Raw genomic sequence first — 15788 nt, 5'->3', positions numbered from 1 at the left:
GGTGTCATGCGTAAGGTTCGCGACATCGAATGCTGGCTCACCGACATGGACGGCGTCCTCGTGCACGAGGATCAGCCGCTGCCGGGCGCCGCCGCACTGATCGAGCGCTGGGTGGACACCTCCAAGCGCTTCCTGGTGCTGACCAACAATTCGCGTTTCACTCCTCGTGACCTCGCCGCGCGCCTGGAGCGCTCCGGCCTGCGGATCCCCGAGGAGAACATCTGGACCTCCGCCATGGCCACCGGCGCCTTCCTCGCCGACCAGCCGGGCGACAAGACCGCGTTCGTGATCGGCGAGGCCGGTCTGACCACCGCCGTGCATGACGCCGGATTCATCATCACCGAGACCGACCCCGCCTTCGTGGTGCTCGGCGAGACTCGCAACTTCTCCTTCGAGGCGATCACCAAAGCGGTCCGGTTCATCGCCGACGGTGCCCGGTTCATCGTCACCAACCCGGACACCACCGGCCCCTCCAAGGAGGGCCTGCTGCCGGCCGCCGGCGCCGTGGCGGCGATGGTCACCGCGGCGACCAACCGCCAGCCCTACGTGGTCGGCAAGCCGAACCCAATGATGTTCCGCTCCGCGATGCGCCGGATCGAGGCCCACTCGGAATCCACCGCGATGATCGGCGACCGGATGGACACCGACATCGTCGCGGGCATGGAGGCCGGCCTGCACACCGTCCTGGTGCTCACCGGGCTGACCACCACCGAGGACGTCGGAAAGTACCCGTTCCGGCCCAACCAGATCCTCGGCGGCGTGGACGAGCTGATCGACCAGATCTGACTTCGTTCCGCCTTCATCTCCACGTCGGCACGCCCAGGCGCTTCTAGGGAAACGGTGGTCGAGCCCTGTCGAGACCTCGGACAGGGTGCCCTCGCTAGGGGTTTCGATGTTGAGGGAGGGGTCTGTCGGAGGCTGACCACCGGAGCGTGCAGCCTTGCCCACGGTGGAGGCGACTGTGCGGATCGGGATGGGGTTCTCGCCATGAAGTTCCCGACGCAGGCTGATGTGGAGCTCTACTCGGGTCTGTACGTCATCACCATTCGAGACCGCCATACGGCTGCAACGGTGTCGATCAGTCTCGCTGTCAACTGATGCGATCGAAGCGTGCGCCCCAACGATTGGAATATTCATTCCACTTTCGGCATAGTAATGCCCATGTCTGTTCGGATCGCTGTCGCGGGGTGCACCGGCTACGCCGGAGGTGAGCTGCAGCGCCTGCTGGTGCAGCACCCGGAGGTCACCATCGGCAACCTGACGGCGAAGTCGAGCGCGGGTTCGCGACTGGTCGAGCACCACCCGCACCTGCTGCCGTTGGCGGACGTCGAGGTGCTCGACACTACCGCCGAGAACCTGGCCGGTCACGATGTGGTCTTCCTCGCGCTGCCGCACGGGGCGTCCGCCGCGGTCGCCGAGCAACTGGGCGACGACGTGCTGGTGATCGACGCGGGAGCCGATTTCCGGCTGAGCGACCCCGCCGACTGGCAGAAGTTCTACGGGACGCCGCACGCCGGCACCTGGCCGTACGGCCTGCCCGAGCTTCCCGGCCAGCGGGCCGTCCTGGCCGAGACCAATCGGATCGCGGTGCCGGGCTGCTTCCCGACCACGGTCACCCTGGCGCTGCTGCCCGCCCTCACCGCCGGCCTGACCGACGGCCGGGACGTGGTCGTGGTCGCGCCGACCGGGCCGTCCGGGGCGGGGAAGAGCCTCAAGGTCAACCTGCTGGCCGCCGAACTGCTCGGCAACGCCAGCGCCTATGGCGTCGGCGGGGTGCACCGGCACGTCCCCGAGATGCTGCAGAACTTCCGCCGGCTCGGCGCCGCCGCCCCCACCCTGTCGTTCACCCCGGTGCTGGTGCCGATGGCCCGCGGCATCCTGGCCACCGTCACCGCGCCGCTGAACGGGACGGGCCTCGGCGAGGACGATCTCGACAAGCTCGATCAACGGGTCCGCACCAGCTATGCGGAGGCCTACGCCGACGAGCCGTTCGTCCACCTGCTGCCCGAGGGCATCTGGCCGCAGACCCAGGCGGTCCTCGGCTCCAACGCCGTCCAGGTCCAGGTCACCGTCGACGCGGCCGCGAACCGCCTGGTCGCCGTCGCCGCGCTGGACAACCTGGCCAAGGGCACCGCGGGTGGCGCCGTCCAGTCCATGAACCTGGCCCTCGGTCTGCCCGAGACCACCGGCCTGTCCACGATCGGAGTCGCGCCATGAGCGTCACCACCCCCAAGGGCTTCACCGCCGCCGGAGTCACCGCCGGCATCAAGGCATCCGGACGCCCCGACCTGGCACTGGTGGTCAACAACGGTCCGGACGCCCGTGCCGCCGCGGTGTTCACTTCGAACGCCTTCAAGGCAGCCCCGGTGCTCTGGTCGACCGATGCGGTGCAAGACGGACGCCTGGCCGCCGTGGTGCTGAACTCGGGTGGCGCCAACGCCTGCACCGGCCGCGACGGCCTGGCCGACGCCCGCCAAATGGCTGAATGGACGGCCCAGGGGCTGGGCACCGAGGTCACCGACGTGGCCGTCTGCTCCACCGGCCTGATCGGCGTCCGGCTGCCGATGAACAAGGTGCTGGCCGGCATCGAGCTGGCCACCCAGGATCTCTCCGACGATGGGGGCCCGGCCGCCGCTGAGGCGATCATGACCACTGACACCGTGCCCAAGACCGCCGCGTTCCACTCGCCGCGCCACTGGGCGATCGGCGGCATGGCGAAAGGCGCCGGCATGCTGGCTCCCGCGCTGGCCACCATGCTGGTGGTGATCACCACCGATGCCGTGATCGCCACCGACCAGCTCGATCAGGCGCTGAAGACCGCCACGGCATTCACCTTCGACCGCACCGATTCCGACGGCTGCATGTCGACCAACGACACGGTGATCGTGCTGGCCAGTGGCGCGTCGGGAGTCGCGGCCGATACCGAGGAGTTCACCGAGGCGCTCACCGGAGTCTGCCATTCGCTGGCCATGCAATTGCTGGCCGATTCCGAGGGCAGCTCGCACGACATCGAGGTCACGGTGGCGGGGGCAGTCACCGAGGCCGACGCGCTCGCGGTGGCCCGGGCGATCGCCCGCAGCAATTTGTTCAAATGTGCGGTGTTCGGCAACGACCCCAACTGGGGCCGGGTGCTGGCCGCGGCCGGCACGGTCGCGGCCGACTTCGACCCCGACCACGTCGACGTGTCGTTCAACGGGGTCGGGGTGTTCGTCGACGGCCAGTTGGGTGCCGACCGCTCCCAGGTCGACCTGATCGGCCGCGACGTGGTGGTCGACGTGAACCTGCACGCGGGCGAGGCCACCGCCACGATCTGGACCAACGACCTGACCTACGACTACGTTAAAGAGAACGCGGAGTATTCGACATGACCCCCACCACCAGAACCCGCGAGGTGGCGGCGCAGGTGAGTGCCAAGGCCGAGACGCTGATCGAGGCGCTGCCCTGGCTGGAGCGCTACGCGGGCAGCGTCGTGGTGGTCAAGTACGGCGGCAACGCGATGGTGAACGACCAGCTCAAGCGGGCCTTCGCCGAGGACGTGGTGTTCCTGCGCCGGTGCGGGCTCAAACCGGTGGTGGTGCACGGCGGTGGCCCGCAGATCTCGGCCATGCTCAACCGGCTCGGCATCGCTTCGGAGTTTCGGGGCGGCCTGCGGGTTACTTCCCCCGAGGCCATGGACGTGGTGCGCATGGTGCTGGTGGGGCAGGTGGGCCGTGAGCTGGTGGGTCTGCTGAACGCCCACGGCCCGCTCGCGGTCGGGCTCTCGGGTGAGGACGCCGGGCTGTTCACCGCCACCCGCCGGGGGGTCGTTGTCGACGGCGAATCGGTCGACCTGGGCCTGGTCGGCGAGGTGACGACCGTGCGTCCCGAGGCGGTGATCGACCTGATCGAGAGCGGGCGCATTCCGGTGATCGCCACCGTGGCGCCCGACGAGGGCGGCAACGTGCACAACGTGAACGCCGACACCGCCGCCGGGGCGCTGGCCGTGGCGCTGAACGCCGAGCGGTTCATCGTGCTGACCGACGTCGAGGGCCTCTACGCCGACTGGCCCAGCAGCGAAGAGGTGATCGCCCGGATCACCTCCAGCGAGTTGCAGGCGCTCCTGCCATCGCTCGAGGCCGGGATGATCCCCAAGATGGAGGCCTGCCTGCAGGCCGTTCGGGGCGGGGTCGACCGGGCCACCATCATCGACGGACGAGTCCCGCACAGCCTCCTGCTCGAGATCTTCACCAGCGAAGGGCTCGGCACCATGGTGGTGCGCGACGACGAGGGGGATCCCGCATGACGCTCACCGCACTCGGCGGCGGTCAGGCCGAACTCACCACTCGCTACACCCGTTCGGTGATGAACACCTTCGGCCCGCCCAAGCGGGTCTTCGTGCGCGGCGAGGGAGTGCACCTGTGGGACGCCGACGGCAACCGCTACCTCGACCTGCTCGCCGGGCTGGCGGTCAACGCGCTGGGCCACGCCCACCCCCAGGTGATCGGCGCCATCTCGGCGCAACTCTCGACGCTGGGCCATGTGTCGAATTTCTTCGCCACCCCCACCCAGATCGCCCTCGCTGAGCGGCTGGACGCCTTCGTGACGGCCAACGCCCCAGGCCTGCCGGCCCGGGTGTTCTTCACCAATTCGGGCACCGAGGCCAACGAGGCCGGCTTCAAGATCACCCGGCGCACCGGCCGCACCCGGCTGATCGCCATGGAGGGATCGTTCCACGGCCGCAGTCTGGGCGCGCTGGCGCTGACCAGCAACCCCGCCTACCGCGAGCCGTTCCGGCCGTTGCCCGGCGACGTCACGTTCGTGCCTTACGGCGACGCGGACGCCCTGGCCGCGGCGCTCGACGACACCGTCGCGGCTGTCGTGCTCGAACCGATCCAGGGCGAGAACGGGGTCGTCGAACCGCCGTCCGGCTACCTGGCCAGGGTGCGTGAACTGACCGCGGCCGTGGGCGCGCTGCTGTGGCTCGACGAGGTGCAGACCGGCATCGGACGTTGCGGCGACTGGCTGGCCAGTACCGAGTCGGGGGTGACCGCAGACATCGTGACCTTTGCCAAGGGCCTGGGCAACGGCTTCCCGGTGGGCGCCTGCGTCGCCACCGGCGCGGCGGCCACGCTGCTCGGTGCGGGCGCGCACGGCACTACGTTCGGCGGTAACCCGGTCGGGGCGGCCGCGGGGCTGGCGGTGCTCGGCATCATCGAGCGGGACGGATTGCTGCAGCGCGCCCGGCAGGCCGGCGAGCGGCTCGCCGCCGACATTTCGGCGCTGGGCCACCCCCGCATCGACCACGTGCGGGGCCGCGGGCTGCTACGCGGCGTCGTGCTCACCGAACCCGTCGCGCCGGCGGTGGCCGATGCCGCCCTGGCCGCCGGGTTCGTGATCAACGCGCCCCGGCCCACCGTGCTGCGGCTGGCGCCGCCGCTGATCGTTCCCGACGCCGAGCTCGATCGGTTCGTCGCGGCCCTCCCCGGCCTGCTGGACGCGCCATGACCGAGCCCCGCACGCCGCAGACCAAGACGGCGCGCCAGGCGCGGATCGTCGAGCTGATCGCCCGCCGGCAGGTGCGCTCGCAGACCGAGCTGGCCCATCTGCTGGCCGCCGAGGGCATCGTGGTTACCCAGGGCACGCTGAGCAAAGACCTGGTCGACGTCGGCGCGGTGCGGGTGCGGCAGGGCGACGGCGACTTCGGCTACGCCCTGCTGGCGGGGGAGCGTCCGGGGGATTCGTCGTCGGCTGCGCCGCGGTTGTCGCGGCTGTGCGCCGAGCTGCTGGTGTCGGCCGAGGGTTCGGCCAACCTGGCCGTGTTGCGCACCCCGCCGGGAGCGGCGCGAATTCTTCGCTTCGGCGATCGACCGGGTGGGGCTGGCCGAGGTGCTAGGCACGATCGCCGGCGACGACACCATCGCGGTGATCACCCGCGACCCGGCCGGCGGTGCGAAGCTGGCCGAGACCATGCTGGCGATGAGCCACAACCCGCGAACGGAGTGAGATGACGCAGAACCCACCGGCCCCGCCGTTGCCGTCCGGGCAGGGGGGCGGCAGTGCCGATGCCGGACGCCTGTGGGGAGGACGTTTCGCGGGCGGTCCGGCCGAGGCGATGTTCGCCCTGTCGGTCTCGACGCACTTCGACTGGCGGCTGGCCCGGCACGACCTGGCCGGGTCACGGGCCCACGCCCGGGCGCTGGCCGGCGCGGGGCTGCTCACCGGTGACGAACTGTCCGCGATGCTGGCCGGCCTCGACGCGCTCGAGGCCGATGTGGTCTCGGGCGCCTATGTCGCGGCGCCGTTTGATGAAGACGTGCACGGCTCGCTCGAGCGTGGCTTGATCGAGCGCGTGGGCACTGAACTCGGTGGACGACTGCGGGCCGGGCGCTCCCGCAACGACCAGATCGCCACCCTGATCAGGATGTACCTGCGCGATGAGCTGCGCGTGGTGGCCCAGGGCGTCCAGTCGGTGGTGGTCGCCCTGTACGAGCAGGCCCGCACGCACCTGGGTGCGCCGATGCCGGGCCGCACGCACCTGCAGTCGGCCCAGCCGGTGCTGCTCAGCCATCATCTGCTGGCGCACGCCTGGCCGCTGCTGCGCGATGTGCAGCGGATTCGCGACCTGGACAAGCGGCTGGCCGTCTCGCCGTACGGGTCGGCCGCCCTGGCCGGCACCTCGCTCGGCCTCGATCCCGAGGCGGTGGCGGACCAGCTCGGCTTCGAGGGTGGGTCGGTGGCCAACTCGATCGACGGTACCGCGGCCCGGGACCTGGTCGCCGAGGCGGCATTCGTACTTGCCCAACTGGCCGTCGACCTTTCGCGGATCAGCGAAGAGGTGATCCTGTGGGCCACCGTCGAATTCGGCTTCGTGAAACTCGATGACGCCTGGTCGACCGGCTCGTCGATCATGCCGCAGAAGAAGAACCCCGACGTGGCCGAGCTGGCCCGGGGCAAGGCGGGCCGGCTGATCGGCAACCTGACCGGGTTGCTGGCCACGCTCAAGGGGCTGCCGCTGGCCTACAACCGCGACCTGCAAGAAGACAAGGAGCCGGTCTTCGACTCCCTCGATCAGTTGCGGGTGCTGCTGCCGGCCATGGCGGGCATGCTCGCCACCCTGCAGTTCCAGACCGACCGAATGGCCGAGCGGGCCGCGCAGGGGTTCAGCCTGGCCACCGACGTTGCTGACGCTCTGGTGCGGCAGCGGGTGCCGTTCGCCCGGGCGCACGAGATCTCGGGTGCGGCGGTGCGCTACTGCGAGGCCCGCGGCATCGACCTGCCTGACCTCACCGGCGAGCAACTGGCCGAGATCGACCCGTCGCTCACCCCCGAGGTGCTCGACGTGCTCACCGTGCAGGGCTCGATCGACTCGCGCAACGGCCGCGGCGGAACGGCCACGGTGCGGGTGGTCGAGCAACTCCGCGAGGTGCACGACGGCATCGATGCGATCAGCGACTGGCTGACCGCCGCGCCGTCGGCTGAGCCGACGACCCGCGAGGCGAACGAAGGCTGCTACTGGAGCGCGGATCGTCCGCAGTGACGGTTCTCGTCGGTCGAGCTTGTCGAGACCTCGGTCATCACGCCGGGGCAAGGGGTTTCGCCAAGCTCACCCAGCGGTGGGCGCATTGATCAGGAATTTTCCCTAGCCCGCTGACAGCCGTCCGGTGCGGGCCAGTGCCACCACCGCCGCCAGCACCGGAAGGGTCGCCAAGGCCAGGCCGTCGAACCCAATGCCGGTCAGCACCACGCCCGCGCCGGCGGCCCCGATCGCGCCCACCAGGCTCATCGCGAAGTCGGTGCGTCCCTGGCGGCTGGTGCGGGTCTGCTCGTCCGACGCCTCGGTGAGCAGCGCCGAGCCGGCCACCGTGGCCGCGCTCCAGCCCAGCCCCAGCAGCACCAGCGCGACGCTGACGGCAGTCGCCTCATGCTGCGCGCACGCGATCACCGCCACGCAGCCGGCCAGAATCGCGTAGCCCAGCACGATCGTCGGCACCCGTCCCCAGCGATCGGAAAGCAGGCCGAACACCGGTGACAGAGCGAACATGCCGGCGATGTGCAGGCTGATGGTCACCCCCACGACGCTGAGCGTCGCGCCATGGTGCAGCAGGTGCAGCGGCGTCATGGCCATGATCGCCACCATCACGCCGTGGGCCCCGACGATAGCCACGGTGGCGTACCGTGCGGCGGCTGGACGATCGGCACGCACGATGCGCGCCGCACCGGGGTCGCGGGCGTCTGCCACCTGCTGGGCCAACCGCAGCGGGTCGGGGCGCAGGGCCGTCAGATAGAGCGTGATGGCCGCGAGTTGGCTGACGATCGTGAACGCGTACGCGCCGGTCAGTGGCGGCATGCCGACGGCGGCCCCGACCGCTTCGCCGGGGCCGACCAGGTTAGGGCCGAGAACGGCGCCGACCGTGGTGGTCCAGACCACGATCGACAGGTCGCAGGCCGCGCGAGGCGTCCGTGGCCAGGTCGGTGGCGGCGAATCGCGATTGCAGATTGGCGGCCTGGCCGGCCCCGATCAGCACGAACCCGACCAGCAGCGGCACGAAAGCGCCGCCGGCCACGGCCGCGACCACGACGCCCACGCCGACCAGCGAGACCGCCATGCCGGTGGCCAGGGCCGGGCGTCGTCCGCGCGCCCGGGCCAGTGCGGCGAGCGGCACCGCGGTGAGGGCCGTGCCGAGGGTGATCGCGGCACTGGCCAACCCCGACAACGCGTCATCACCCGAGATCTGTGCAGCCAGCACGGCGCCGAGAGAGACCGTGGCGCCGAAGCTGATGCCGCCGAGTACCTGACCGACCGACAGCACGGCGATGGTCCGGCGCTGCGCCACGACGAGGTTGGTCACCGCGTCACCCTACCGAGCGCCGGGCGAGGCAGCAGGGCTCTGTACCCAGCCCACCAGTACCATCCGTGCCGCCGCACGACGCCGTCGAAACCAGACCGCTCCGCCCGATTACCGGCTCATTCCCATAGGCTTGCGTAGCGTGACTGACGTATGTGACGAACTGACCTGGCGCGGGTTGATCGCCCACTCCACCGATGCGGACGCCCTGCGTGCCCACCTGGCGAACGGGCCGGTCACCTTCTACGTCGGCTTCGACCCCACCGCACCCAGCATTCACATGGGCAATCTGGTGCAGATCATGGTGGCCCGGGCGCTGCAGCGGGCCGGGCACCGTCCGATTCTGCTGGTGGGCGGCTCGACCGGCCTGATCGGTGACCCCAAGCAGGCCGGTGAGCGCATCATGAACCCGGTCGAGCAGGTGGCCGAATGGGTGGCTCGCATCCGAGAGCAGGTCAGCCGGCTGATCTCGTTCGAGGGCGACAACGCGGCGATCCTGGTGAACAACTACGACTGGACCGCCGACCTCTCCACCCTTGACTTCCTGCGTGACGTGGGCAAGCACTTTCCGGTCAACCGCATGCTCGATCGGGAGGTGGTCAAGGCGCGGCTCGAGTCGGGCATCTCGTTCACCGAGTTCAGCTACGTGCTGCTGCAGTCGCTCGATTACCGCGAACTGTTCCGTCGGCATGGCTGCACGTTGCAGACCGGCGGTTCCGACCAGTGGGGCAACATCACTGCTGGTGTCGAGCTGATCCGGCGCTCCGAGGCGGCGAAGGTGCACGCCTTGGCCACGCCGTTGCTCACCAAGGCCGATGGCGCCAAATTCGGCAAGACCGAATCCGGCACGGTCTGGCTTGATCCGGCCATGACCTCCCCCTACGCGTTTCACCAGTTCTTTCTGAACTCCGAAGATGCCAAGGTGCTCGAATACCTCAGGGTGTTCAGCGAGCGACCGCCGGCCGAGCTCGACGAGATCGCCGCCCGCAGCGCCGAGGCGCCCCACCTTCGCATCGCCCAGCGGGCACTCGCCGACGACGTCACCGATCTGGTGCACTCCCCAGCCGAGCGTCAGGCGGCCACCCAGGCCGCCCAGGCGCTCTTCGGACGAGCGGAGCTGCGCGACCTGACCGCCGACACACTGCGGGCGGTCGCCAGCGAACTCGGGGCGGCCGCACTGCCGGCCGGGCCTGAGCTACCCACCGTGGTGGACGCTCTCGAGGCGTCGGGCGTGGTGGCCAGCAAGTCAGCGGCTCGGCGTGCGATCGCCGAGGGCGGTGCGTACCTGAACAACGTCAAGATCACCGACCCGACGGCCCGGCTGAGTGCAGCGGAGATGCTGCCGGGGGGAGTGGTTCTGTTGCGCCGAGGCCGACGCACGGTTGGGGCGCTGCAATTCGGCTAGAACGGCCGGCTACGCCTCCGGGCCCGGCCGCATGAACAAAACCCCTAGTCAGAAGCACGACACGCCCGAACGTCAACGCCGATTTGACCCACCGGGCCAAACTCCGTAATGTTTACCAAGCCTTCTCAGTGACACGGACGGCCCGGAGAAATCCGGAGCGGCCGAACTGAGGTAGGACTCCAACCACACCAGTAGGGATACGGTGTGTCTCCATGCCAGGAGCCGCCAAGATCCCAACACTGTCGCGGGCGGAGGGGGCAAAATAGCTCAGTTTGACACCGAGCAAGAGCCCTAGTAAAGTAAGTCGAGTTGCCCCAAGCAACGGTTACTTAAACCGAAGCGCGGTGCGCACCCGAAACTTGAGAACTCAACAGCGTGCTTGAAAGTCAATGCAAAGCGCACCCGTGACTGGGTGTGCGAATGAAATATCCCGTCTGTGTGGAGCTTGCTTCACACAACGAGATTCCTTTGATTATTGATAGATCCAGCAATGGATCCTGTCAGTGTCAAACAATCCTTGACAGCAAATACCGGCCTCGGTCGGTGCTGAAAATTTTCAACGGAGAGTTTGATCCTGGCTCAGGACGAACGCTGGCGGCGTGCTTAACACATGCAAGTCGAACGGTGACGAAGAGCTTGCTCTTCTGATCAGTGGCGAACGGGTGAGTAACACGTGAGCAACCTACCCTTGACACTGGGATAACAGTTGGAAACAGCTGCTAATACCAGATATGAACTCAGCAGGCATCTGCCGAGTTGGAAAGCTCCGACGGTCAAGGATGGGCTCGCGGCCTATCAGCTTGTTGGTGAGGTAACGGCTCACCAAGGCGACGACGGGTAGCCGGCCTGAGAGGGCGACCGGCCACACTGGGACTGAGATACGGCCCAGACTCCTACGGGAGGCAGCAGTGGGGAATATTGCGCAATGGGCGAAAGCCTGACGCAGCAACGCCGCGTGCGGGACGACGGCCTTCGGGTTGTAAACCGCTTTCAGCAGGGACGAAACTGACGGTACCTGCAGAAGAAGCACCGGCTAACTACGTGCCAGCAGCCGCGGTGATACGTAGGGTGCGAGCGTTGTCCGGAATTATTGGGCGTAAAGAGCTCGTAGGCGGTCTGTCACGTCGGAAGTGAAAACTCGGGGCTCAACCCCGAGCCTGCTTTCGATACGGGCAGACTTGAGGAATGTAGGGGAGAACGGAATTCCTGGTGGAGCGGTGGAATGCGCAGATATCAGGAGGAACACCAGTGGCGAAGGCGGTTCTCTGGACATTAACTGACGCTGAGGAGCGAAAGCGTGGGGAGCAAACAGGCTTAGATACCCTGGTAGTCCACGCCGTAAACGGTGGGCACTAGGTGTGGGGAACTTCCACGTTCTCCGTGCCGTAGCTAACGCATTAAGTGCCCCGCCTGGGGAGTACGGCCGCAAGGCTAAAACTCAAAGGAATTGACGGGGGCCCGCACAAGCGGCGGAGCATGTTCATTAATTCGATGCAACGCGAAGAACCTTACCTAGGTTTGACATATACCGGAAACATCTGGAGACAGGTGCCCCGCAAGGTCGGTATACAGGTGGTGCATGGCTGTCGTCAGCTCGTGTCGTGAGATGTTGGGTTAAGTCCCGCAACGAGCGCAACCCTCGTCCTATGTTGCCAGCGGTTCGGCCGGGAACTCATAGGAGACTGCCGGGGTCAACTCGGAGGAAGGTGGGGATGAGGTCAAGTCATCATGCCCCTTAAGTCTAGGGCTTGAAACATGCTACAATGGCTGGTACAAAGGGCTGCGATACCGCAAGGTGGAGCGAATCCCATAAAGCCAGTCTCAGTTCGGATTGGGGTCTGCAACTCGACCCCATGAAGTCGGAGTCGCTAGTAATCGCAGATCAGCAATGCTGCGGTGAATACGTTCCCGGGCCTTGTACACACCGCCCGTCAAGTCATGAAAGTCGGTAACACCCGAAGCCGGTGGCCCAACCCTTGTGGAGGGAGCCGTCGAAGGTGGGACCGGTAATTAGGACTAAGTCGTAACAAGGTAGCCGTACCGGAAGGTGCGGCTGGATCACCTCCTTTCTAAGGAGCCATTGGCGGGGATTAATCACCTCGTCCAAGCGCCAGGTCATCCACGACGAACGTTCGTGGGGCCGGCAGGCTACTAGTGGATCATTGACTTGAAGCCGAGCGAGCAGCTCGTCAGTACAACCCCCTCAGGGGAGTGGAACTTCGATGCCTGTGAGCGACGCCTGAGAGCACGCTGTTGGGTCCTGAAGGGTCGGTTGTGTTTGCAACCCTCTTCTACGCGGACCAGATGAGATTCGTCGGCTTGATGCCGCCGGTCGAACTGGGCCCGCCCGTTTCTTGAGAACTGCACAGTGGACGCGAGCATCTTTGTAGTGAAATAACAAGCTACTAAGGGCAATCGGTGGATGCCTTGGCATCAAGAGCCGATGAAGGACGTTGTAACCTGCGATAAGCCACGGGGAGCTGGTAAACGAGCTTTGATCCGTGGATCTCCGAATAGGGAAACCTCGAAAGAAACCGGAGTCATGTCCGGCGACCTCTACCTGAACACATAGGGTAGTTGGAGGGAACGTGGGGAAGTGAAACATCTCAGTACCCACAGGAAAAGAAAACAACCGTGATTCCGTAAGTAGTGGCGAGCGAACGCGGAAGAGGCCAAACCCAGCATGTGTGATAGCTGACAGGCGTTGCATGTTGGGGGTAGTGGGGCCGCACAGACCGGGCTGTCATCTGGTCAGAGAGTAAGAAAAGAGCGTTGAAGTCGAAGGACTCTGGGAAGTTCCGGCACAGAAGGTAATACCCCTGTAGACGTAAGCCGCTCTCTCTCGTGCGTCACCCCAAGTAATGCGGAACCCCTGAAATTCCGCATGAATCTGGCGGGACCACCCGTTAAGCCTAAATACTCCTTGATGACCGATAGCGGACAAGTACCGTGAGGGAAAGGTGAAAAGTACCCCGGGAGGGGAGTGAAATAGTACCTGAAACCGATTGCCTACAATCCGTCGGAGCCTGCTGTACCTTCGGGTGCGGGGGTGACGGCGTGCCTTTTGAAGAATGAGCCTGCGAGTTAGTGGTACGTGGCGAGGTTAACCCGTGTGGGGAAGCCGTAGCGAAAGCAAGTCCGAATAGGGCGACATAGTCGCGTGCTCTAGACCCGAAGCGTAGTGATCTATCCATGGCCAGGGTGAAGCGACGGTAAGACGTCGTGGAGGCCCGAACCCACTTGGGTTGAAAACCGAGGGGATGAGCTGTGGATAGGGGTGAAAGGCCAATCAAACTACGTGATAGCTGGTTCTCCCCGAAATGCATATAGGTGCAGCGTCGCGCGTTTCTTACCGGAGGTAGAGCACTGGATGGTCTAGGGGGCCCACAAGCTTACCGAAATCAGCCAAACTCCGAATGCCGGTAAGTGAGAGCGCGGCAGTGAGACTGTGGGGGATAAGCTTCATAGTCGAGAGGGAAACAGCCCAGAACACCAGCTAAGGCCCCTAAGAGATTGCTAAGTGGAAAAGGATGTGGAGTTGCACAGACAACCAGGAGGTTGGCTTGGAAGCAGCCACCCTTGAAAGAGTGCGTAATAGCTCACTGGTCAAGTGATTCTGCGCCGACAATTTAGCGGGGCTCAAGCAATCCGCCGAAGCTGTGTCATTCGTGTTATAACCAGGCCTTCGTGGTCCAGGTGCACGGATGGGTAGGGGAGCGTCGTGTGCGCGGTGAAGCGGCGGGGTGACCCAGCCGTGGAGAGCACACGAGTGAGAATGCAGGCATGAGTAGCGAATGACGGGTGAGAAACCCGTCCGCCGAATATCCAAGGGTTCCAGGGTCAAGCTAATCTGCCCTGGGTAAGTCGGGACCTAAGGCGAGGCCGACAGGCGTAGTCGATGGACAACGGGTTGATATTCCCGTACCGGCGAAACAACGACCCTGCCGAGGCAGTCAATGCTAAGCACGCGAGAGCTGGCGGCGGACTTCGGTCCAAGCCAGTTTGAGTCTGCGACCCACGATTGTATTAGGCAAGCTGCGGAGGGACGCAGGAAGGTAGCCCATCCCGGGCGATGGTTGTCCCGGGGTAAGTGCGTAGGGCGAGGTGTAGGCAAATCCGCACCTCACGTGCCTGAGACATTATGCCTTTTGGAGCTACGGCTCCTGAAGTGGGTGATCCTATGCTGCCTAGAAAATCTTCGTGAGCGAGTTGTTAGCCGCCCGTACCCTAAACCGACACAGGTGGATAGGTAGAGAATACCAAGGCGATCGAGAGAATCGTGGTGAAGGAACTCGGCAAAATACCCCCGTAACTTCGGGATAAGGGGGACCTGACGTGTGACAGTATTTACTGCTCGAGCACTGAGGGTCGCAGAGACCAGGCCCAAGCGACTGTTTACTAAAAACACAGGTCCGTGCCAAGTTGAAAGACGATGTATACGGACTGACTCCTGCCCGGTGCTGGAAGGTTAAGGGGAAGTGTTAGGGCAACCGAAGCACTGAACTTAAGCCCCAGTAAACGGCGGTGGTAACTATAACCATCCTAAGGTAGCGAAATTCCTTGTCGGGTAAGTTCCGACCTGCACGAATGGAGTAACGATTTGGGCGCTGTCTCCACCACGAACTCGGCGAAATTGCACTACGAGTAAAGATGCTCGTTACGCGCAGCAGGACGGAAAGACCCCGGGACCTTTACTATAGTTTGGTATTGGTGATCGGTACGACTTGTGTAGGATAGGTGGGAGACTTTGAAGCATGGACGCCAGTTCGTGTGGAGTCATCGTTGAAATACCACTCTGGTCGTTCTGGTTATCTAACCTAGGTCCATTATCTGGATCAGGGACAGTGCCTGATGGGTAGTTTGACTGGGGCGGTCGCCTCCCAAAATGTAACGGAGGCGCCCAAAGGTTCCCTCAGCCTGGTTGGCAATCAGGTTTTGAGTGTAAGTGCACAAGGGAGCTTGACTGTGAGAGGGACACCTCAAGCAGGGACGAAAGTCGGGACTAGTGATCTGACGGTGGCACGTGGAAGCGCCGTCACTCAACGGATAAAAGGTACCCCGGGGATAACAGGCTGATCTTGCCCGAGCGTCCATAGCGACGGCATGGTTTGGCACCTCGATGTCGGCTCGTCGCATCCTGGGGCTGGAGTCGGTCCCAAGGGTTGGGCTGTTCGCCCATTAAAGCGGCACGCGAGCTGGGTTTAGAACGTCGTGAGACAGTTCGGTCCCTATCCGCTGCGCGCGTAGGAATCTTGAGAGAGGCTGTCCTTAGTACGAGAGGACCGGGACGGACAAACCTCTGGTGTGCCAGTTGTTCTGCCAAGAGCACGGCTGGTTGGCTACGTTTGGAAGTGATAACCGCTGAAAGCATCTAAGCGGGAAGCACGTCTCAAGATGAGGGTTCCCACAGAGTTAATCTGGTAAGGCCCCCGGAAGACCACCGGGTTGATAGGTCGGATGTGGAAGTGCAGCAATGCATGGAGCTGACCGATACTAATAGGCCGAGGGCTTGTTTCCTACAAAGATGCTACGCGTCCACTGTGCGGTTCCCGAGCAAC

Annotated in this window: 10 protein-coding genes, 2 rRNA genes and 1 pseudogene; 11 read left to right on the top strand and 2 right to left on the bottom strand. The window is 65.1% G+C overall.

Features of this window, described 5'->3' with window-relative positions; translation table 11 throughout:
- The first annotated feature begins 6 nt into the window (after positions 1-6).
- From QM721_RS08900 to argH, 8 genes and pseudogenes are all read left to right on the top strand, one after another.
- Complete coding sequence (locus QM721_RS08900) at positions 7-786, top strand: HAD-IIA family hydrolase (RefSeq protein WP_415121091.1); 780 nt, start codon at positions 7-9, stop codon at positions 784-786.
- A gap of 375 nt (positions 787-1161) precedes the next feature.
- Positions 1162-2217, top strand: coding sequence for an N-acetyl-gamma-glutamyl-phosphate reductase (gene argC, locus QM721_RS08895; protein ID WP_415121089.1), 1056 nt, complete (start codon positions 1162-1164; stop codon positions 2215-2217).
- Positions 2214-3368: a bifunctional glutamate N-acetyltransferase/amino-acid acetyltransferase ArgJ gene (gene argJ, locus QM721_RS08890; RefSeq protein WP_415121087.1), complete on the top strand. Its 1155-nt coding sequence runs from the start codon at positions 2214-2216 to the stop codon at positions 3366-3368. The genes argC and argJ overlap by 4 nt, the downstream gene beginning before the upstream one ends.
- A complete protein-coding gene (gene argB, locus QM721_RS08885) occupies positions 3365-4282 on the top strand; it encodes an acetylglutamate kinase (protein ID WP_415121085.1) in 918 nt (305 codons plus the stop codon). Before argJ ends, argB begins: the two co-directional genes overlap by 4 nt.
- The gene (locus QM721_RS08880; RefSeq protein ID WP_415121083.1) at positions 4279-5484 is read left to right on the top strand and encodes an acetylornithine transaminase; all 1206 of its coding nucleotides are present in this window, start codon (positions 4279-4281) and stop codon (positions 5482-5484) included. Before argB ends, QM721_RS08880 begins: the two co-directional genes overlap by 4 nt.
- Positions 5481-5639 (top strand): annotated as a pseudogene (locus QM721_RS08875) (arginine repressor); the annotation flags it as partial. The gene QM721_RS08880 and the pseudogene QM721_RS08875, both read left to right, overlap by 4 nt.
- A gap of 211 nt (positions 5640-5850) precedes the next feature.
- Positions 5851-5982 carry a hypothetical protein gene (locus tag QM721_RS08870; protein ID WP_415122046.1) on the top strand — a complete coding sequence of 44 codons (132 nt, stop codon included), beginning with the start codon at positions 5851-5853 and terminating at the stop codon, positions 5980-5982.
- Positions 5983-6091: 109 nt separating this feature from the next.
- Positions 6092-7516 carry an argininosuccinate lyase gene (gene argH / locus QM721_RS08865; RefSeq protein ID WP_415122044.1) on the top strand — a complete coding sequence of 475 codons (1425 nt, stop codon included), beginning with the start codon at positions 6092-6094 and terminating at the stop codon, positions 7514-7516.
- A gap of 102 nt (positions 7517-7618) precedes the next feature.
- Here the strand turns inward: argH and QM721_RS08860 are convergent, their stop codons facing one another.
- Positions 7619-8407: an MFS transporter gene (locus tag QM721_RS08860; RefSeq protein WP_415121081.1), complete on the bottom strand. Its 789-nt coding sequence runs from the start codon at positions 8405-8407 to the stop codon at positions 7619-7621.
- Positions 8367-8828, bottom strand: a complete 462-nt coding sequence (locus QM721_RS08855; RefSeq protein ID WP_415121079.1) for a hypothetical protein — start codon at positions 8826-8828, stop codon at positions 8367-8369. The genes QM721_RS08860 and QM721_RS08855 overlap by 41 nt, the downstream gene beginning before the upstream one ends.
- 139 nt (positions 8829-8967) lie before the next feature.
- Here QM721_RS08855 and tyrS point away from each other — a divergent pair, with 139 nt between their 5' ends.
- From tyrS to QM721_RS08840, 3 genes are all read left to right on the top strand, one after another.
- A complete protein-coding gene (gene tyrS / locus QM721_RS08850) occupies positions 8968-10230 on the top strand; it encodes a tyrosine--tRNA ligase (RefSeq protein WP_415121077.1) in 1263 nt (420 codons plus the stop codon).
- Positions 10231-10786: 556 nt separating this feature from the next.
- Positions 10787-12299 (top strand): 16S ribosomal RNA (locus QM721_RS08845).
- A 326-nt stretch (positions 12300-12625) separates the two neighbouring features.
- Positions 12626-15747, top strand: a 23S ribosomal RNA gene (locus tag QM721_RS08840).
- Together the 16S and 23S rRNA genes form the textbook arrangement of a ribosomal RNA operon.
- The last annotated feature ends 41 nt before the right edge of the window (positions 15748-15788 follow it).

The sequence above is a fragment of the Micropruina sp. genome (genome assembly GCF_047602085.1).
Classification (GTDB): domain Bacteria; phylum Actinomycetota; class Actinomycetes; order Propionibacteriales; family Propionibacteriaceae; genus Micropruina.
The sequence above is the reverse complement of the archived record's forward strand: the minus strand, read 5'-3'. Positions and strand labels throughout refer to the sequence as shown.